Annotated in this window: 17 protein-coding genes; 9 read left to right on the top strand and 8 right to left on the bottom strand. The window is 70.8% G+C overall.

Going from position 1 to position 17383, the window contains the following annotated elements; genetic code table 11:
* Positions 1-122 precede the first annotated feature (122 nt).
* Both ACGFZL_RS15165 and ACGFZL_RS15160 read left to right on the top strand, forming a co-directional pair.
* The gene (locus tag ACGFZL_RS15165; RefSeq protein ID WP_355172356.1) at positions 123-248 is read left to right on the top strand and encodes a hypothetical protein; all 126 of its coding nucleotides are present in this window, start codon (positions 123-125) and stop codon (positions 246-248) included.
* 80 nt (positions 249-328) lie between these two features.
* On the top strand, positions 329-712 hold the full coding sequence (locus tag ACGFZL_RS15160; RefSeq protein ID WP_393691784.1) for a hypothetical protein: 384 nt from the start codon (positions 329-331) through the stop codon (positions 710-712).
* Between the two features lie 9 nt (positions 713-721).
* Here the strand turns inward: ACGFZL_RS15160 and ACGFZL_RS15155 are convergent, their stop codons facing one another.
* Complete coding sequence (locus ACGFZL_RS15155) at positions 722-2365, bottom strand: DNA repair helicase XPB (RefSeq protein ID WP_355172352.1); 1644 nt, start codon at positions 2363-2365, stop codon at positions 722-724.
* Positions 2366-2459: 94 nt separating this feature from the next.
* Positions 2460-5000: a helicase-associated domain-containing protein gene (locus ACGFZL_RS15150; protein WP_393691781.1), complete on the bottom strand. Its 2541-nt coding sequence runs from the start codon at positions 4998-5000 to the stop codon at positions 2460-2462.
* A gap of 65 nt (positions 5001-5065) precedes the next feature.
* On the opposite strand from ACGFZL_RS15150, the gene ACGFZL_RS15145 reads away from it, so the two are divergent.
* Both ACGFZL_RS15145 and ACGFZL_RS15140 read left to right on the top strand, forming a co-directional pair.
* A complete protein-coding gene (locus ACGFZL_RS15145) occupies positions 5066-6103 on the top strand; it encodes a hypothetical protein (RefSeq protein ID WP_393691779.1) in 1038 nt (345 codons plus the stop codon).
* Between the two features lie 142 nt (positions 6104-6245).
* Complete coding sequence (locus tag ACGFZL_RS15140; RefSeq protein WP_393691777.1) at positions 6246-6854, top strand: HAD family hydrolase; 609 nt, start codon at positions 6246-6248, stop codon at positions 6852-6854.
* On the opposite strand, the gene ACGFZL_RS15135 is transcribed toward ACGFZL_RS15140, so the two are convergent.
* Entirely contained in the window at positions 6839-7081 is a 243-nt protein-coding gene (locus ACGFZL_RS15135; protein ID WP_393691775.1) for a hypothetical protein, read from the bottom strand. The two genes, ACGFZL_RS15140 and ACGFZL_RS15135, sit on opposite strands and share 16 nt — an antisense overlap.
* 205 nt (positions 7082-7286) lie before the next feature.
* Here ACGFZL_RS15135 and ACGFZL_RS15130 point away from each other — a divergent pair, with 205 nt between their 5' ends.
* Positions 7287-8903, top strand: coding sequence for a recombinase family protein (locus ACGFZL_RS15130; protein WP_393691773.1), 1617 nt, complete (start codon positions 7287-7289; stop codon positions 8901-8903).
* Positions 8904-9000: 97 nt separating this feature from the next.
* On the opposite strand, the gene ACGFZL_RS15125 is transcribed toward ACGFZL_RS15130, so the two are convergent.
* Positions 9001-9387, bottom strand: a complete 387-nt coding sequence (locus ACGFZL_RS15125; protein ID WP_393691771.1) for a DUF6415 family natural product biosynthesis protein — start codon at positions 9385-9387, stop codon at positions 9001-9003.
* Positions 9388-9510: 123 nt separating this feature from the next.
* Here ACGFZL_RS15125 and ACGFZL_RS15120 point away from each other — a divergent pair, with 123 nt between their 5' ends.
* The 3 genes from ACGFZL_RS15120 (at position 9511) to ACGFZL_RS15110 (ending at position 12596) form a co-directional block, all read left to right on the top strand.
* A complete protein-coding gene (locus ACGFZL_RS15120; protein ID WP_393691769.1) occupies positions 9511-10662 on the top strand; it encodes a helix-turn-helix domain-containing protein in 1152 nt (383 codons plus the stop codon).
* 982 nt (positions 10663-11644) lie between these two features.
* A complete protein-coding gene (locus ACGFZL_RS15115) occupies positions 11645-12046 on the top strand; it encodes a recombinase family protein (RefSeq protein WP_393691767.1) in 402 nt (133 codons plus the stop codon).
* A 166-nt stretch (positions 12047-12212) separates the two neighbouring features.
* Positions 12213-12596 (top strand): cold-shock protein, encoded by a 384-nt coding sequence (locus ACGFZL_RS15110; protein WP_393691765.1) that lies wholly within the window; start codon positions 12213-12215, stop codon positions 12594-12596.
* A 6-nt stretch (positions 12597-12602) separates the two neighbouring features.
* Here the strand turns inward: ACGFZL_RS15110 and ACGFZL_RS15105 are convergent, their stop codons facing one another.
* Genes ACGFZL_RS15105 through ACGFZL_RS15090 form a run of 4 tightly spaced genes read right to left on the bottom strand, consistent with a single transcriptional unit; the run spans position 12603 to position 16120 of the window.
* Positions 12603-13448, bottom strand: a complete 846-nt coding sequence (locus ACGFZL_RS15105) for a 1,4-dihydroxy-6-naphthoate synthase (RefSeq protein ID WP_355172340.1) — start codon at positions 13446-13448, stop codon at positions 12603-12605.
* Positions 13441-14187: a futalosine hydrolase gene (locus ACGFZL_RS15100; protein WP_393691763.1), complete on the bottom strand. Its 747-nt coding sequence runs from the start codon at positions 14185-14187 to the stop codon at positions 13441-13443. The genes ACGFZL_RS15105 and ACGFZL_RS15100 overlap by 8 nt, the downstream gene beginning before the upstream one ends.
* Positions 14157-14672: a DUF2771 domain-containing protein gene (locus ACGFZL_RS15095; protein ID WP_393691761.1), complete on the bottom strand. Its 516-nt coding sequence runs from the start codon at positions 14670-14672 to the stop codon at positions 14157-14159. The genes ACGFZL_RS15100 and ACGFZL_RS15095 overlap by 31 nt, the downstream gene beginning before the upstream one ends.
* A gap of 59 nt (positions 14673-14731) precedes the next feature.
* Positions 14732-16120, bottom strand: a complete 1389-nt coding sequence (locus tag ACGFZL_RS15090; protein WP_393691759.1) for an MFS transporter — start codon at positions 16118-16120, stop codon at positions 14732-14734.
* 334 nt (positions 16121-16454) lie between these two features.
* Here ACGFZL_RS15090 and ACGFZL_RS15085 point away from each other — a divergent pair, with 334 nt between their 5' ends.
* A complete protein-coding gene (locus ACGFZL_RS15085; RefSeq protein WP_393691757.1) occupies positions 16455-17381 on the top strand; it encodes a DUF3027 domain-containing protein in 927 nt (308 codons plus the stop codon).
* Positions 17382-17383: the final 2 nt, after the last annotated feature.

Below are 17383 nucleotides of genomic sequence, written 5' to 3'. Positions count from 1 at the left end.
CCCTAGGGGTGACCGCCCTCCCCCTTGAGGGGCATGCGTCCCCCCGGAGATGTACGAACGGCCTGCCCAGGCCGGGACCAACGGCCGATGACCGGCGGCGGCCCGGCTCGCACCATGGAGACATGACCGCGACAGCCATCTCCCGCCTCGGCGAGGCCCTCCGCGCCGTCCGCACCTTTGCCGGCGCCGCCCTCGACGTCGTCCTCCTCGGCGAGTACGGCGAGGAGGCGGGCGTCAGGCGCCGCTGACCCCGGCTGAGTACCGGGACCCGGTCCGGCTGAGTACCCGTGCTCGTGCCCGGCGCCCGACGCGCCGGTTGACTGGCCGCATGAGCGCACAGCACTGGAGTCACGGAGCCACCGCGGCCCCGACCGCCCCGGCCGACCGGGACCGGCACGCCTGGATCGCCCCGACCGTCGCCACCGTCCTGCTGCTCTTCCTGGCCCCGGCGGCGCTGCTGTTCGGCGGCCTGTCGGCCATGGCGACCGACAGCTGCGGCCCCGACGACTGCCCCGACGCCCTGATGACCCAGCTGACGGTGATCTACTCGACGCTGACCTTCGGCGGCATCGTCACCCTCGGCGCCTGGCTGGCCTCCTGGGTGCTGCCCTGGACGCCCCGCTGGTCGGGCTGGCGGTCCGGCCTGGCGGCCCTGGCGCTGCTGCCGCCGGTGCTGGTCCTGCTGCTGGTGTTCAGCCTGCCGATGCCGTGAACGCCCGGCTCAGTCGCTGCTCAGCAGCTCGTCGGCGTCCATGATCCGGTAGGCGTACCCCTGCTCCGCCAGGAAGCGCTGGCGGTGGGCGGCGAAGTCCTGGTCGAGGGTGTCGCGGGCGACGACGGAGTAGAAGTGCGCCTGGTGCCCGTCGGCCTTCGGCCGCAGCACCCGCCCGAGCCGCTGCGCCTCCTCCTGCCGCGACCCGAAGGTCCCCGACACCTGCACCGCGACCGTCGCCTCCGGCAGGTCGATGGAGAAGTTGGCGACCTTGGAGACGACGAGGACGCTGATCTCGCCCTCCCGGAACGCGTCGAAGAGCTTCTCGCGCTGCGCGTTGGTCGTCTCGCCCTTGATCACCGGCGCGCCGAGGTGCTCGCCCAGCTCGTCCAGCTGGTCGATGTACTGGCCGATGACGAGGATCTGCTGCCCGGCGAACCGCCGCACGATCGCCTCCGTCACCCGCCGCTTCGTCGCGGTCGTCGCGCAGAACCGGTACTTCTCCTCCGCCTCGGCGGTGGCGTACGCGAGCCGCTCGGACTCGGTGAGGTCGACGCGGACCTCCACGCAGTCGGCGGGCGCGATGTACCCCTGCGCCTCGATCTCCTTCCACGGCGCGTCGAACCGCTTCGGCCCGATCAGCGAGAACACGTCCGACTCGCGGCCGTCCTCCCGCACCAGCGTCGCGGTCAGCCCGAGCCGGCGCCGCGCCTGCAGGTCGGCGGTGAACTTGAAGACCGGCGCGGGCAGCAGGTGCACCTCGTCGTAGACGACCAGACCCCAGTCACGGGAGTCGAACAGCTCCAGGTGCGGGTAGACGCCCTTCCGCCGGGTCGTCAGCACCTGGTACGTGGCGATGGTGACCGGCCGGATCTCCTTGCGCGTGCCGCTGTACTCGCCGATCTCGTCCTCGGTCAGCGAGGTCCGCTTCACCAGCTCGTGCTTCCACTGCCGGGCGGAGACGGTGTTGGTGACGAGGATCAGCGTGGTCGACTTGGCCTCGGCCATCGCCCCCGCCCCGACCAGCGTCTTGCCGGCCCCGCAGGGCAGCACCACGACGCCGCTCCCGCCGTGCCAGAAGTTCTCCACGGCCTGCTTCTGGTACGGCCGCAGCGCCCACCCGTCCTCGGCCAGCTCGATGGGGTGCGCCTCCCCGTCCACGTACCCGGCGAGATCCTCGGCGGGCCAGCCCAGCTTCAGCAGCGTCTGCTTGATCTGCCCGCGCTCGGAGGGGTGCACGGCGACGGTGTCGGCGTCGATGCGGGCGCCGACCAGCGGCGCGACCCGCTTCGACTTCAGCACCTCCTCGAGGACCGGCCGGTCGGTGGTGGTGAGGACGAGCCCGTGCGCGGGGTGCTTGGAGAGGGTGAGCCGCCCGTACCGGTCCATCGTCTCGGCGATGTCGACGAGCAGCGCGTGCGGCACCGGGTAGCGGCTGTACTCCACCAGCGCGTCCACCACCTGCTCGGCGTCGTGCCCGGCGGCCCGCGCGTTCCACAGGCCCAGCGGCGTCAGCCGGTAGGTGTGGATGTGCTCCGGCGCCCGCTCCAGCTCGGCGAACGGCGCGATGGCCCGGCGGCAGTCGTCGGCCCGCTCGTGGTCGACCTCGAGCAGCAGCGTCTTGTCGGACTGGACGATCAGCGGACCATTCACCAACGGCACCCTTTCCCACGCGCCCGACCGTGCGCCGGCCGAACGTCCAAACCTCCAGTGTGCCCGATCCCGCCCCCGACCGGCCGGGCCGTGCTCAGGCCCCGTCGTCCGCCAGCTCGGCGACGCCCGTGATCCGGTGCAGGGGGTACGTACGCACCTCGTCCGCGGTGTGGTCGTACGCCGTCACGAAGCCGCCCTCGACCGTGACCGGGGCGATGACGCGCTGGCTGGCGGTGCCCTCGGCGTTGACGTAGCCGATCCACAGGGACTCGCCGGTGAGGACGGCGGCCTGCATGGTGGCCAGGGTCTCGGCGGCGCCGGTGCGGGGCAGCTCGCCGGGCGCGCCCGGGGCCGGCTTGCGCGGGGTGGTGGCGGCCAGGTCGCCGGCGCGGACGGCGCGGATCGCGGCGGTCAGCAGGGTGTCGTCCGGGACCGGCGGGCCGTCCGGCACCGGCTCGGGCGCGGCGCGCGGCGGGGTGCGGCGGGCGTCGGCGCGGGCGATCAGGACGTCGCCGGCGGCGGACTCGGCGGCCGGCGCGAAGCCCATCGCGCGCAGCCCCTCCAGGAGCGCGGCCGGCTCGGCGACCGCCGCGAGCACGGTCGGCGCGAGGCGGCGCAGGCCGAGACCCGCGGCCCGCTTGTCGGCGAGGATCTCGTCCAGAGTGGCGTCGTCGTCGCAGCGCACGTACGCCGAGGCGGCGCCGACCCGCAGCCGCCCGTGCCGCCGGGCCACGTCGTCGATCAGGTACGTCAGCGGCTGCGGCACCGGCGTGCGGGAGTGCCGGGCGAGGAAGGCGTGCAGCTCGGTGGCGCTCTGCCCGGCGTCCAGGGCCCGGCGCACCGAGCCCGGCGTGAACCGGTAGACGGTGGCGCCGCCCTTGGACTCCACGTCCGCCAACACCCCCAGCGTGTCGGCGAGGGGCCGCTGGAGCGGGCCCGGCGCCACGGCCGTGAGGTCGGCCTGGAGCAGGACGTGGTCGAGGGGCTCGGGGAGCAGCGGGGCGAGCAGGCGGGCGGCGTGCGCTGCGGCGGCGGCGCGTTCGGCGGGGGAGCGGGGGGCGGACGCGGGGGGCGTGCGGTGGTGGACGGGCAGCTTGGCGCCGGGTCCCTCCGGCTCGGCGTCCGGCGCGTGGGGTCTGTCCGGGGCCCCGATCAGGGCCCGCCCGGTGGCGCCGAGGGCCCCGCGCCCGGTGATGCCGAGCAGCTCGGCCTCGTCCAGCGTCCAGCGGGCCAGCCGCGAGCGCAGGTCCTCCTCCGCGCCCTGCCCCTGGCGCGGCCCCCGCAGCGGGCGCTCCCAGCGCAGCCGGGCGAGAACCGAGTCGACGTCCGGTGCGGCGCCCTCCGGCAGCGCGGCCAGCAGGGCGAGCACCCGGTGCCGCACCTCGGGCGCGGCCGAGCGGTCGAGGCCGGGCCCGAGCGCGGACAGGGCGCGGTCCTTCAGGTCCCGGCCGCCGATCACGCCCGGCGTCCGGGTCCCCGCCAGCCACGCCTCGGCCAGCCGCGCCCAGCGCTCGGCCGGGGGCAGCTCCCGCCACTCGTCGGTCGCCGGGGTCACCGCGTACCGCTCGTCGGCCTCGCCGTCGGAGGCGATCAGGCCGGCCGCGTAGGCCAGCTCGACCCAGAAGGCGGCGACGGGCTCGGGCACGTCCAAGGCGACGGCGGTGCGCTTGAGGTCGCGCACGCTCAGGCCGCCGGCGCGCAGAACGGCCGGGCCCCCTTCGTCCCACTCCTTCAGCAGCTCCTCGACGATGTCCAGCGCGGTGAGGGCCTGCCCGGCGGCGGTGGCGTCCACGATCCCCGGCCGGTGCGCGGCGGCGGCCTCGACGGGCGGCGGCACCGGCTCGGGGGCGCGGTGGGCGCGGCCGGCCCGCAGGTGCAGGGCGACCTCGCGGGGCAGCACGACCGTGCCGGGCGCGGTGGGCAGCAGCAGGCCGAGGTCGAGGAGGCGGCGCAGATGGGCGGCCGGGTCGTGGGTGACCTGGCCGTACGGCGGCCCCCACACCAGCCGCTCGAGCACCTCCCGCGACTCCGCCGGCAGCGGCGCGAGCAGCGCGGCCATCCGCCGCCGGTCGGCGAAGAGGCCGGCGAGGGCGGCGACGGCGGACACCGAGTCGTGGGTGGAGGGCAGCCCGGTCTCCCCGAGGATCCCCTGCACCCGCCCCGGCGACATCCCGGCCGCCGCCTCCCGCACGGTGGGCCCGAGGCCGGTCGGCGACGGGTGCTGCGGGGAGGGCGCGAGCAGCTCACGGGCGGTGCGCACCAGCCGCAGCCGGTCGTCGCCGCCCCACACCAGGGCCTGCTCGCGCAGTACGGCGACGGCGCGGGGCAGGGCGGCCTCGACCTCCGGGTCCCCCGCGTCGCCGGCCATGAGCGCGAGCAGCTCGGCGTACGGGGCGGGGTCGGCGGCGACGGCCAGCGCCTCGGCGGCCTGGAGCGTGAACCGGTCGAGGCGTTCCAGGGCCCGCACCACCGAGGCGCGGGTGCCGGCCCGGGTGGCGAGCTGGGTGAGGTCGGTGGGCACGGGGGCGACCAGGTCGGGACGGCTGCGCAGGAGGGCGGCAAGGGCGAGGTCGTCCCTGGCGCGGAGGGCTTCCGCCAGGGACCGGGGGGCCGCGGACTTCTCCTCGGTGCTCATCCGGCCAACGGTAGCGGTACCTTCATCCGACGGGGTATCACCTGACACCCGCCCCGGAGGGGTTCGTGGGCATCGAGAGCGACCAGGTCGTCTACGAGTATCTGAGCCGCGTCGGAGACGTGGCCCACCAGCGCCAGTTGCCTTCGGCGACGCGGATGCGGCTGGTGGCGGGCCTGCGCCAGGAGATCGACCGCCACCGCGCCGACGGCTCCGCCGACACACCGGCGGGTGTCCGCCGCATCCTGGACAGCCTGGGCACGCCGGCCGACGTGGTGGAGGCGGCGGGCGGGGGCGCGTCGCCCCAGGCGGCGCCGGTGCCCGCGCCTCCGGCGGAGGAGCCCCGCACGGCAACGGGCCGCAGGGGCCCGCGCCGGCCCGCCCCGCCTGCGCGCGAGGAGGACCCGGACGACGACCCGGCGACGGCGCCGCGCCGCAGGGGCCTGCGCCGGACCGTGCCACGCCCCCGCTCGGCCGCCGGACCCGCCACCGAGCCGTCCCCGCCGCACCTGGCGGACGCGGACGAGCTGGGTACCGGCGCGAGCGGTGCGCAGCCGGACTGGTGGCGGGTGGAACGCGGCCCGCTCGGCTCCGTCGACCACGTGCCGGGCTTCGTGGGCGGCGTGGAGATCCCGGACCTGCTGCGCCCCCCGCGCCCACCGGAGGAGGCGGCACCGGCGAAGCCGGACCCGGTGCCGGTCGTGGAGGTGGCCGAGCCCAGGAGGCGGCGCCTGCGCCTGCGCCGCCCCAGGGAGACGACGGCGTCCCGCTGGACCAACCCCCTCCTGCTCCTGGCCGCCGCCCTCCTCATCGCCGGCGCGGTCATCGGCAACCTCGTCCCGCTGGGTCTCGGCTGGCTGATCGCCTACTTCTCGCGCCGGCTGACCCCGGCCCAGTCGAAGTGGGCGGTACTGGGCCTGCCGGGCACGGTCGCCGCGGGCGGTGCGGTCTGGCTCTGGGGCCGCGCGCGGGGCCGCTGGGGCGACCCGATCGCCGAGGGCCACCTGAACGACGCCCTGGCCGACACGTGGCCCTGGACCCTGCGGACGGCGGCCGTGGCGACGGCCCTCTACCTCCTCTGGCGCTCCCGCACGCCGCGCGCCTGAGGCGACGACCCGCAGCCGCCGACGGCGAGAACCCCCCACCGGGGCCACCCGCACCCGACAACGAAAGCCGCACGGGCGGTGCGGGTGGGAACGAAAAGGGGCCGAAGCCGAAGGCGAGGCCGAACACCCCACAATGGACCCCATGGCTCCCACCGTCGGTTTCGACCTAGACATGACCCTCATAGACTCCCGCCCCGGCATCCGCGCCTGCTACCTGGCCCTGGCCGAACACACGGGGACCTACGTCGACGCCGACCTCGCGGTGACCAGGCTGGGCCCGCCCCTGGAGGAGGAACTGGCCAACTGGTTCCCCGCCGACCGGATCGCGCAGACCGCCGACCTCTATCGGACGATGTACCCCACCCACGCCATCACCGGCACCACCGCCCTCCCCGGCGCCCGCGAGGCCGTCGCCGCCGTGCGGGACGCCGGCGGCCGCACCCTCGTCGTCACCGCCAAGTACGAGCCGAACGCCAAGCTCCACCTGGACCACCTCGGCATCGAACCGGACGCGGTCATCGGCAACCTCTGGGCCGAGCAGAAGGCCGTCGCCCTGAAGGAGCACGCCGCCGACATCTACGTCGGCGACCACCTCGGCGACATCAGGGGAGCCCGCGCGGCAGACGCCTACTCCGTCGCCGTGGCCAGCGGCCCCTACACCGCCGCGGAACTCGAAGCGGCCGGCGCGGACACCGTCCTGAACGACCTCACCGAGTTCCCGGCCTGGCTCAAGACCTACCGCGCGGCCTGACGCCGCCCCGCCGCCACCGACCGCAGCACGCCCGCCCCGGCGATCAGGAACCCCACCCCCATCAGCATGCTCAGCCCGAACATGAAGGTCGGGAAGGGCGTCGTACCGAGCAGCAGCGGGGCCACGGTGACCAGCGTGGCCACCGCGCCGGCGAAGAAGACGAGCGCGCCGGCGCGGATCAGCCGGTCACCGGGCGCGGCGGGGTTCGTTCGGGTTTCATCACGCACCCGACCAGGGTAGTTCCCAGCCCTGAGGAACGACCGGGCGACGTCTTGTCACCGGCCCGCAGACCACTAGCCTGGTGGTCGGCGGGTCGGGAAGACCCGCCCGCGTGCTATCCAGAGCCGTTTCCGACGAGTACGAGGACAGAGGGTGCCTACCGGCTAGGCAAAGTCGGTTACCTAGGCACAGACTCCGCGCTAGCCTCCCCTCATGACACCTGGTCTGCGCTACCTCGCCTGTCTCCGTCTGTCTGCCGACTCGGACGGTTCCACGTCCATCGAGTGGCAGCGGAGCGTGATCCGACACCACGTCAACGCCCCCCAACGGTCCGGCCTCCTGGTGGGCGAGGCAGAGGACACGGACGTCTCAGGCTCGATCTCCCCGTTCAAGCGTCCCAGGCTTGGACGCTGGCTCACGTCCCGAGCCGATGAGTTCGACGTGATCATTGCAGCCAAGATGGACAGGCTTACCCGACGCGCCATGCACTTTCATGAGCTAGTTCAGTGGGCGCGGGAGAACGGGAAGTTCATCGTCTGTGTAGAAGAAGGGTTCGACCTGAGCACCCCTCAGGGAAAGATGATGGCGGGTATGACTGCGGTATTCGCTGAGGCTGAGTACGACACCATCCAGGCGCGCATCCTCAACGGTGTGCAGGAGCGTCTAGAGAACCGTTCATGGCTTACGGGTGCTCCGCCTACCGGCTACCGGATCAAGGCCGTAGAGGGCGGCAGGAGGAAGGTTCTGGAGATTGATCAGGACTTCTACCCCTACGTAGAAGAGATCTTCTCTCGTGTCCGGGAGGGACAGTCCACACACAGGATTTCCCGTGACTTCAATTCCCGTGGCGTACTCACGTGGGGAGATCACCTCAGGAAGTTGAAGGAGGAGGAGACCAAGGGAACTCAATGGCAGTCCACCATCATCAACAAATTCATCCGTTCCTCTTGGGTTCCCGGTATCTACACGTACAGGGGTGAGGCCGTTCTAGATGATCAGGGGGGGCCGGTAATCCTTCCTGAAGAGCCACTAGCCACAATGGATGAGTGGGCGGAATTGGTGGACCGTATCAAACCGGCTCCCAAAGCCTACACGGACGGAAGTCGAGTCAGCGCCAAGAGCCTGCTTGCGAGTATTGCGCGCTGCGGTAATTGCGGAGCCGCCGTTACGTCTCTCCTGGGCGCAGGCCACACCAGGAAGGACGGAACAAAGATGCCGGGACACAGGTACTACCGCTGCTCCAACAAGTTCAAGGGCGGAGCGTGCACGGAAGGCGTCTATGTACGTGCTGACGCTCTCGATGCAGCGGTTGACCAGGTAATCCGTGAGAGCGTCGGAACGTGGGAGATGTACGAGAGGGCAGGCGTGGGCCCGAGCCAGGCAAGGGAACTCCAGTCGGCTAAGACACGCCTGGAAAAACTGGAAGCTGACTTCCTGGCAGGAGAGTACGACGGAGAGGGGCAGGAAGAGTCATACCGGCGTATGCACAAGAGTCTGTCGGCAAAGGTGGCTCTCCTTTCCAGGCAAGAGGAAGAGAGGGCTAACCCCGTACTCAAGGCCACGGGTAAGAAGTACGGGGATGTCTGGGGAGCCAAAGACCAAGAAGACCGCAGGGAATTCCTCCGCTCCTATGGCGTCAAGATCTGGGCGTGGAGGAATGGCGACAGTGGAACTGGTCCGGGAATGGTAATGGACCTAGGGGATATTCAGACCATGGCGCAGGAGCTTTCCCTTACGCATCCGGGAAAATCCAAGATGGCGCGAATGGTAGTTAGTCACAATGCCACCGAGGAATACCGCTGGAAGGCATTGGGATTCGCCAAGGATTAGAATGCAGGAATAGAAAAGGCCCCGCGGCTCTGTACGGCCGTCTGCGCCCCTGGAAGGGGTTCAGGGTCTATCCCGGACCGTGAAGACGTTCCAAGGCTCAGGGAGCGGCCTTCAGGCTCTCGTAGTGGTCGGCCAACGCCCCCACGGTCCGGGCAAGCCTCTGGGCGAGCGAGACCAGCACGGCGTGCGCCGCATACTCCGTCTTCAGCCGCAGTCGCATACGGGCTTCCGCGATACACGCGAAAGCGCGTGCGCGGTGATTGTCCTCCCGGGGGAGTCGGCTGGCCAACTCGTGGACCTCGTGGACGAGAAGCCTGATCATGCCGCGCAGAAGCAGGATGATCGTCTCCGCCTCATCGGGGTCCGTGAGACTGCGTCCATCGGTCAGTACGTCGTGCGCTGCGCTTCTGATCGTCTCCAGGTCAACGGGAAGTTCGCTGCTCTCGCGCGGCTGAGCCGCCTCACGGGCGGTGCCGTTCGCCATGTCGACTCCTAGCAGTCGGTCGGGTGGTTTCATGTCCGGCCACACAACCGATTCGCCAACGCCATAGGGCAGTTGACCAGCGTTGACTACGATGAAGCGTCAACAGTCAACGGGAGCGGCACCATGAACGATTTCGGGTCTGAGGTACGGGGCGCACTCAAGGCACAGGGCAAGAGCCTGAGGGGCGCAGCCAGGGAACTCCACTACGACGTGGCGTATCTGAGCCGGGTACTCAACGGGAAACAGGCTCCCTCTGCGGAGTTGACCCAAGCCATCAACGAATACCTCGGCCTCTCCCTGTCCGTGGCAGACGGCAGCTCCCACGATGACGAGATGGACGCATGGGAGCTTGCCCGGCGCGTACAGGCAAGTGACGTGGGAAAAGCCACCCTTGAGCGGTTGGAACATGCCTTTGACGGTCTGGCTATGGCGTACCCGAAAGCCAAGCCGGAAGATCTTCTCAGGCAGGTACGCAAGCACTCCGCGTACGTCGTAAAGCTCCTGGACGGTAAGAAGACCCTCTCCGAGCGCAGGCGCTTGCTGGTAGTCGGGGGATGGCTCTCCCTCCTGGGAGCCACAGTCCATATCGACTTGACGCAGGACGATGCCGCTACCGCCCGGCTGGAGACAGCGGCCACTCTGGCGAGGGAAGCCGGACACTCCGAGATTGAGGCATGGTGCTTCGAGACCGAGGCTTGGAGAGTTCTCACCGATGGGGATTGCATCCAGGCCGTTGACCTCTCCCGCGCGGCTCAGCAGATAGCTCCCGCCAACGGCTCAGCCGTTATCCAGGCAACCGCCCAAGAGGGCAGAGCACATGCCCGCCTCGGACAGGGCAAGGAAACCTACTCGGCCATTGAGCGCGTACAGGCTCTATCGGCTTCCAGGGGGACCCCGGAGACTCCGGAGCACCACTACCGCTACGACCCCGCCAAAGCCCTCTCCTACACGGCTACAACCCTCGCATGGCTCGGGGACGTATCGGCGGAGCCGTACGCCAGGGAAGTGATCAGGAGACTGAGTCCGAGTAATGATGTGAGCCAGTGGCCGCGCCGTGTGGCTTCAGCGCATATCGATCTTGCCCTAGTGCTCCTCAAGGATGACAGGCTTGACGAAGCGTGTCACTCAGCGCAGAAAGCCATTCTGTCCGGCCGTGTGGTCCCCTCCAATCACTGGCGTGCGCTGGAAGTCGTCAGGGCTGTAGAGGCTAGGCAGCTTCCGGAAGGAACAGACCTCAGGGAGGCGTATCAGGGGCTCAAGGCCACAGAGCCGTAAGTGGAGACTCCCTCTCATTTGTCAGTGGTGGGTGAGATGATGTACGTACCTCGAAAGAAGGGAGGGAACGACATCAGCAGACCATCACGAAAGCCAGCGAAGAAGTTGGGAGTGGGCGAACACCTGAAGTTGTGGAACGGTAGGGCAGTCGAAGTGCTATCCATCGAACCAGCGACCAATCAGTCAGGAGTGAAGTGCCTCATCCTGCGGCTTTACAAAGCAGGGACGATGGTAGTGAAGACCAACAGGTATGTGACGATGCACTACCCAGAAAAGTAACTAGAAAGGACTAGGGTCGGTATCTCTGTAACTCGGAGGTATCGGCTTTAGTGTTTTCCGGAGGCGAGAGGGGTAACTGTACTCAAACGGCAAGTATCGTGAAGCACCCAGAAAACCAGGAGTCATCACTAGGATTGCCCGGGAATTGATATTCAGTAGCCTTATCCTCCTATCAAATGCGGGAATTAGGCTATGGCGGCCGGCGGTCATAGTACATATCCAAGCAAAGAGACAAGGGATACGGGGATACCTCGTTGGGGAAACCAGAGGAACCTAATCCGCCGAAGGCGGATATTAGTCTCAACCAGCGGATACCTCAATCTCTTTATCCCTGGGTTTCCCCTGGTCTACTGAATCACTCTCCCTGCAATCATTCGCTGTCCCTGGCTGCGCCAGGTGCAGCGGTTGTTCCATTCGTCTTGTTACTTCATCTAGTTCTTTCTTATTGTTTGTAGCCGGGATTCCGTCTACCTCCTGGCCGGTATTCCGACTACCCCTAGCCGGTTTTCTGGCTACCTTCATCTTCCGTCTGTCCATCTCCAGTTTCATACGGTTGGCTGAGACTGCCAGACGTGGGGCAATGTCAGATCCCTCTGCCTCAATCCCGCACCATGCCTTCTTGTCTTTCTCCATGATTGCGTCTTTCACAGTGACCTCTACCTGTGTCGTGCCATGCTTGTAGGACTCCTCATCAAGGGCTCTATTGCGCTCCGGTGACGTTCTGTACGTGGCTTCCCTTGACCGACTCGGCCGGACGATGCACAAGGTTCTGGCTCTTGTCGCTGAATTCCGGGAGGAAGGTATTCACCTGGTGAACGGGGGAGCGATGACCATTGGTACCCGCGTAGTTGGTCCGGCTACGGAGATGGCGCTCTTGATGCTCGGTACCTTCGCTGAGATGGAACTCATCTTCCAGCGTGAGCGCCGTGCCTCTGCCCCAGCCTCCCGTGAGACCAGCGGGAAGAGCTGGGGGCGTCCCAGAGAGATTGACCGTGCTGCGGTACTGGCAGACCTGGAAGAGCTGAGCGTCATGAAGGTTGCTGCCAAGCACGGAATCGGCCGTGCCACTGTCTTCCGGATCAAGGCGGAAGCCAAGGAAGCCTGAGCCCCTGTACTGCCTCTGAGCCTCTGCCCTCACTGGGTGGAGGCTCAGTGCTGTATCCAGGCGTGATTAAGGCTGTGTGCCCCTGGGGAGACCCCCGGTAGGGTTGAACGAACGGCTAGTCAACAGGCGTCCGGCCAGTCCGGCACTGACCGAGGGGGTGTGTGCTTTGCCGACTGGCAAGGTCAAGTGGTTCAACAGCGAGAAGGGCTTCGGCTTCCTCTCCCGCGACGACGGCGGCGACGTCTTCGTGCACTCCTCGGTCCTGCCCGCCGGAGTCGAGGCGCTCAAGCCTGGCCAGCGCGTGGAGTTCGGGGTCGTCGCCGGGCAGCGCGGCGACCAGGCCCTGTCCCTGACCCTCCTGGAGCCGGCCCCGTCGCTCGCCGCCGCCGCGCGCCGCAAGCCCGACGAGCTGGCCTCCATCGTCCAGGACCTCACCACCGTCCTGGAGAACATCACCCCGATGCTGGAGAAGGGCCGCTACCCGGACAAGACCTCCGGCAAGAAGATCGCCGGCCTGCTCCGCGCGGTCGCCGACCAGCTGGACGTGTGAGCGCCGCTACGGGAAGTCCAGCGCCCCCGGCCCAAGGGCCGGCACCAGACCCTCCGCCGCCGCCCGCGTCAGCAGCCCCCGCACCGCCGCGTACCCGTCCTCGCCGAGGCCGGCGGTGAACTCGTTCACGTACAGCCCGATGTGCTGGTCGGCCACGCCCGGGTCCATCTCCTGGGCGTGCGCCATGACGTACGGCCGGGACACCTCGGGCTCCGCCCAGGCGGCCCGCACCGAGGCGCGCACGTCGTCCGCCAGCCGGGTCAGGGTCTCGGCGCCCAGCGACCGCTTGGCGATGATCGCGCCCAGCGGGATCGGCAGCCCGGTCGTCGCCTCCCAGTGCTCGCCCATGTCGGCCAGCTTGTGCAGCCCGTACTCCTGGTACGTGAACCGCGCCTCGTGGATCACCAGGCCCGCGTCGACCCGCCCGTCCCGCACGGCCGGCATGATCTCGTGGAACGGCATCACCACGATCCGCCCGACCCCGCCGGGCACGGTGTCCGCCGCCCAGAGCCGGAACAGCAGGTAGGCCGTCGAGGTCTCGCTCGGCACCGCGACCGTCGCCGCGGCGAGGTCGGCCCCGGCCTCCCGGGTCAGCACCAGCGGCCCGCAGCCCCGGCCGAGCGCCCCGCCGCAGGGCAGCAGGGCGTACGTGTCGAGGACGTAGGGCAGCACGGCGTACGACACCTTCAGCACGTCGCCCTCGCCGCGCTCGGCCATGCCGTTGGTGATGTCGATGTCGGCGAAGGTCACGTCCAGGGCGGGGGCGCCGGGGACGCGGCCGTGGGCGAGGGCGTCGAAGACGAAGGTGTCGTTCGGGCAGGGGGAGTAGGCGATCCGCAGCGCGTCAGTCATGTGTGTTCCAAGTCGTGAGGACGGGTGCCGTCTTCCCGAAGGCGCCGGTGAGCGCGGCGAGGGCGTCCGGGATGCGCCAGGCGGCCCGGTCGCGCGGCCCGACCGGGTTGGAGACCGCGCGCAGCTCCAGGACCGGTACGCCCTGCGCGGCGGCGGCCTCGGCGACGCCGAAGCCCTCCATGGCCTCGGCGAGGGCGCGCGGGTGCCGCTCCCGCAGGCGGGCGGCGCGCTCGGCGGTGCCGGTCACGGTGGCGGCGGTCAGGACGGTGCCGGCGCGGGCCCCGGTGGCGGCGGCGACGTCGGCGACCAGGCCGGGCGGCGGGCGGTGGGTGACGGTGCCGAAGCCCAGCTCGGTGACGGGCAGGAAGCCGTCGGGGGTCTCGGCGCCGAGGTCGGCGGCGGTGATCTCGTCGGCGACGACGAGCGAGCCGACCGGGGCGTGGGGCGCGAAGCCGCCGCCGATGCCGGTGGAGACGGCCAGCCGGTAGGGGGCGCCGGCCAGGGCCGCGGCGGTCAGCGCGGCGGCGGTGGAGGCGGCGGCGAGGGCGGGCCCGACGCCGGCCGCGAGCAGGTCGGGACCGGCGGGCAGGCGGTGCAGGACGGCGCCGGGCAGCCGGACCTCGCCGGCCTCCCCGGGGAACGCCCGCGCCACCGCGTCCCGTTCGACGGGGACCGCGGTGACGACGAGGACGCGGGCGGGGGACGTGGTCAGTCGTCCTTCTTCAGCTTGAACGACCACAGCCCGGTGGCCGCCTCGCTCTCCTTCTTGCCGTCGCCGGCCTTGATCGTGACGATCGTGGAGTCGCCCTGCGCGCCGTACTGGGCGTTGAAGAACACGCTGCCCGGCACCGTGCGGTAGGTGTTCTTGGTGTCGTTGCTGAGCTGCTGACCGTTCATCAGGATCGTCCAGCGCTTGTCGGCGATGTCCGGGTCGACGCCGAAGCGGACGGTCTCGTCGGGGTCGACGGAGATCGTCTTGAGGTCCTTGGTGTCCTTCAGGCACTTCTGGATGTCGGCGACCTTGAGCGTGTCGCCCTCTCCGCCGCAGGCGGCCTCGGAGCTGACCGAGGAGCTGCCGACCGTGACCGTCGACTTGGGTGTCGGCTTGTCGCAGGCGGACACCAGGAGCAGTCCGGCGGACACGGCGCCGGCGGCGGCGACGGCGCGGCGGCGCCGCAGGACGCGGTGACGGGCGGCGGCGGCGCCGCGGGGCAACGTGGTCATGGGCGAAGGCTATCTGGCGCGTCCATGCCTCTCCCCACCTGGGTACGGCGTGCCGCGTCCTACGCCACCCGCGGCCGGGCGGCGCTCCCGTGCCGGGCCGAGGCGAGCAGCCCCCGGACCGTGGTCACCCAGCCCACCGCGACGATCGCGGCGGCCACCGCGAGGCCGAGGGTGCCGTTGAGCGGCAGCGCGATGCCGACGGCGCCGCCGAGCACCCAGGCCACCTGGAGCAGCGTCTCGGAGCGGGCGAAGGCCGAGGTGCGCACCTGCTCGGGGACGTCGCGTTGGAGCAGCGCGTCCAGGGACAGCTTGGCCAGCGCCTGCGCGAAGCCGGCGACCGCGGCCAGCGCCGCCACCAGGACCGCGCCGAAGAACACCGCGGCCGTGATCGCCGAGCCGAGGACCACCGCGACGACGGTCACGATGATGATCTCCGGCGCCCGCGAGCGCAGCCACGCGCCGACCGCCGTGCCGAGCGCGTTGCCCGCGCCTGCCGCGACGCCGACTATGCCCAGCGAGACCGCGGCGCTCTGGCCGGTCATCGGGTGGACGCGCAGGAGGAAGGCGAGGAAGAAGATCAGGAAGCCGGTGAGGCAGCGTATGGCGGCGTTGGCGGCCAGCGCGTGCGTCACCGCGGGCCCGACCGTGCGCAGCCCGGGCCGCTTGACCGGTTGGCGGTGGGGGCCGTGCAGGTGCCGCTCGTCGGAGGCGAGCAGGGCGCGGTCCTCGCCGCGCGCGGAGTCGACCTTGGGCGGCAGCGTGAAGGACAGCACCGTGCCCGCGACGAAGATCAGGAAGGCGCCGTAGAGCGGCCAGCGCGGGCCGAGCTGCTGGAGGCCGGCGCCGATCGGCGCGGCGATCCCGGTGCAGAGCAGGCCGGCCAGGGTGACCCGGGAGTTGGCCTTGACCAGGGAGAATCCGGGCGGCAGCAGCCGCGGCACCACCGCACTCCTGACCACCCCGTACGCCTTGGAGGCGACCAGCACGCCGAGCGCGGCCGGGTACATCTCGATGCTGCCGGTGATCACCGCCCCGGACAGCACGAGCGCGAGCAGCGCCCGGGCCGCCATCGCCACCGCCATGGCGGCGCGGCGGCCGTGCGGGACGCGGTCCAGGATCGGGCCGATGACCGGGGCGAGGAGGGTGAAGGGCGCCATGGTGATGGCGAGGTAGAGCGCGACCCGGCCGCGGGCCTCGTCGGTGGGAACGGAGAAGAAGACGGTGGAGGCGAGCGCGACGGTGATCATGACGTCCCCGGCGCCGTTCACCCCGTGCAGCTCGATCAGCTTGCCGAGGCCGGACTCGCCGGCGCCGTGGGCGTGGGTCGCCCGGCGGATACCGCGCGCGGTTCCGGTCACCGGCGTGCGCAGGGCACGCCCGAACCTGCGGAACCGCCCGGGTCCCCGCCCCGGGCTCCCGCTCTTGAACTCCGTCCGTGCGGCTGCCACCCCGTCATAGTGCCCCGGAAGTCCGGGTCATAGCGCCCGTACGGCACGGATGGCGGTGCCCGGAGCGGGTGACGCGCCGGTGCCGAGGGGGGCCGCGCGGGGCCGGAAACTCCCGTCGGTGTAGGCCCAGCGGAGCTGAGCAGGTAGCGTGCACAGCGCGCCATGACGAATGTTCTCGGCCGCGCGCCTCACGGTCATCCCGCAGAATGGATGGCGTAGGTGCGCCCGAGCGTGATCGGGCGCGGACGTCGACGCGGTCCCCCGGTCCGCTCCGTCCGCCCCGTCGCCGGCAGTGGCGCACTCGTGAGACGGCGTATGGAGAGAAGCGATACCTGTGAGCGCAGCGACCACGCGAAGCCGCACCCCCGACCGCCTGTGTGCCGAGGCCGTCGACCTCGCCCGCGCCGCCGCGGAGGAGGCCGCCGCGCCCGGCGTGGTGGGTGAGCACACCGGGCTGCTCTCCGAGGGCGACCGGGTCGTCACCCACTACTTCGCCGCGAAGGAGCTGGGCTACCGGGGCTGGCGCTGGGCGGTGACGGTGGCCCGCGCCTCCCGCGCGAAGATCGTCACGGTGGACGAGGCGGTCCTGCTGCCGGGCCCCGACGCCGTCCTGGCCCCCGAGTGGGTGCCGTGGAGCGAGCGGCTGCGCCCCGGCGACATGGGCCCCGGCGACCTGCTGCCCACCGACGCCGAGGACCTGCGCCTCGAGCCGGGCTGGAGTGGCGAGGACGAGCCGCCGCCGAACTCGGCGATCTCCCACGAGATGGCCGACCTGGTCGAGGCCGAGGACGCCGAGATCACCGGCGGCCCGCCCGCCGAGCTGCCCGCCGTCCCGGCCCGCGGCACCATCGCCGCGCTCGCCGAGGAGCTGGGCCTGCGCCGCGCCCGGGTCCTCTCCCGCTACGGGCTCCACCTGGCCGCCGACCGCTGGGCCGACTCCTTCGGCGCCGACACCCCCATGGCCCAGGCGGCCCCCGCCTCCTGCGCCACCTGCGGCTTCCTCACCCCCATCGGCGGCTCCCTCGGCCAGGCCTTCGGCGTCTGCGCCAACGAGTACTCCCCGGCGGACGGCCGCGTCGTCTCCCTCTCCTACGGCTGCGGCGGCCACTCGGAGGCCGCGGTCATGCCGGCCACCCCCCAGCCGCCTCCCCCGGTCATCGACGAGACCCGCGTCGACCCGTTCCCCCTGGGCCCGGCCCAGGACACGGGCTCGGTCCCGGCGGCCCAGGACGCGGAGACGGCGGAGCTGGGGCACTCGTAGGG

The sequence above is a fragment of the Streptomyces sp. NPDC048182 genome (genome assembly GCF_043202555.1).
In the GTDB taxonomy this organism is placed as follows: Bacteria; Actinomycetota; Actinomycetes; order Streptomycetales; family Streptomycetaceae; genus Streptomyces.
This window is presented reverse-complemented; position numbering and strand designations above follow the sequence as displayed.

Excerpts from the sequence above, each read along its gene's own strand:
- ACGFZL_RS15165 (WP_355172356.1), top strand. The coding sequence starts at position 123 with ATGACCGCGACAGCCATCTCCCGCCTCGGCGAGGCCCTCCGCGCCGTC.
- ACGFZL_RS15160 (WP_393691784.1), top strand. The coding sequence starts at position 329 with ATGAGCGCACAGCACTGGAGTCACGGAGCCACCGCGGCCCCGACCGCC.
- ACGFZL_RS15150 (WP_393691781.1), bottom strand. The coding sequence starts at position 5,000 with ATGAGCACCGAGGAGAAGTCCGCGGCCCCCCGGTCCCTGGCGGAAGCC.
- ACGFZL_RS15140 (WP_393691777.1), top strand. The coding sequence starts at position 6,246 with ATGGCTCCCACCGTCGGTTTCGACCTAGACATGACCCTCATAGACTCC.
- ACGFZL_RS15130 (WP_393691773.1), top strand. The coding sequence starts at position 7,287 with ATGACACCTGGTCTGCGCTACCTCGCCTGTCTCCGTCTGTCTGCCGAC.
- ACGFZL_RS15125 (WP_393691771.1), bottom strand. The coding sequence starts at position 9,387 with ATGGCGAACGGCACCGCCCGTGAGGCGGCTCAGCCGCGCGAGAGCAGC.
- ACGFZL_RS15120 (WP_393691769.1), top strand. The coding sequence starts at position 9,511 with ATGAACGATTTCGGGTCTGAGGTACGGGGCGCACTCAAGGCACAGGGC.
- ACGFZL_RS15105 (WP_355172340.1), bottom strand. The coding sequence starts at position 13,448 with ATGACTGACGCGCTGCGGATCGCCTACTCCCCCTGCCCGAACGACACC.
- ACGFZL_RS15095 (WP_393691761.1), bottom strand. The coding sequence starts at position 14,672 with ATGACCACGTTGCCCCGCGGCGCCGCCGCCGCCCGTCACCGCGTCCTG.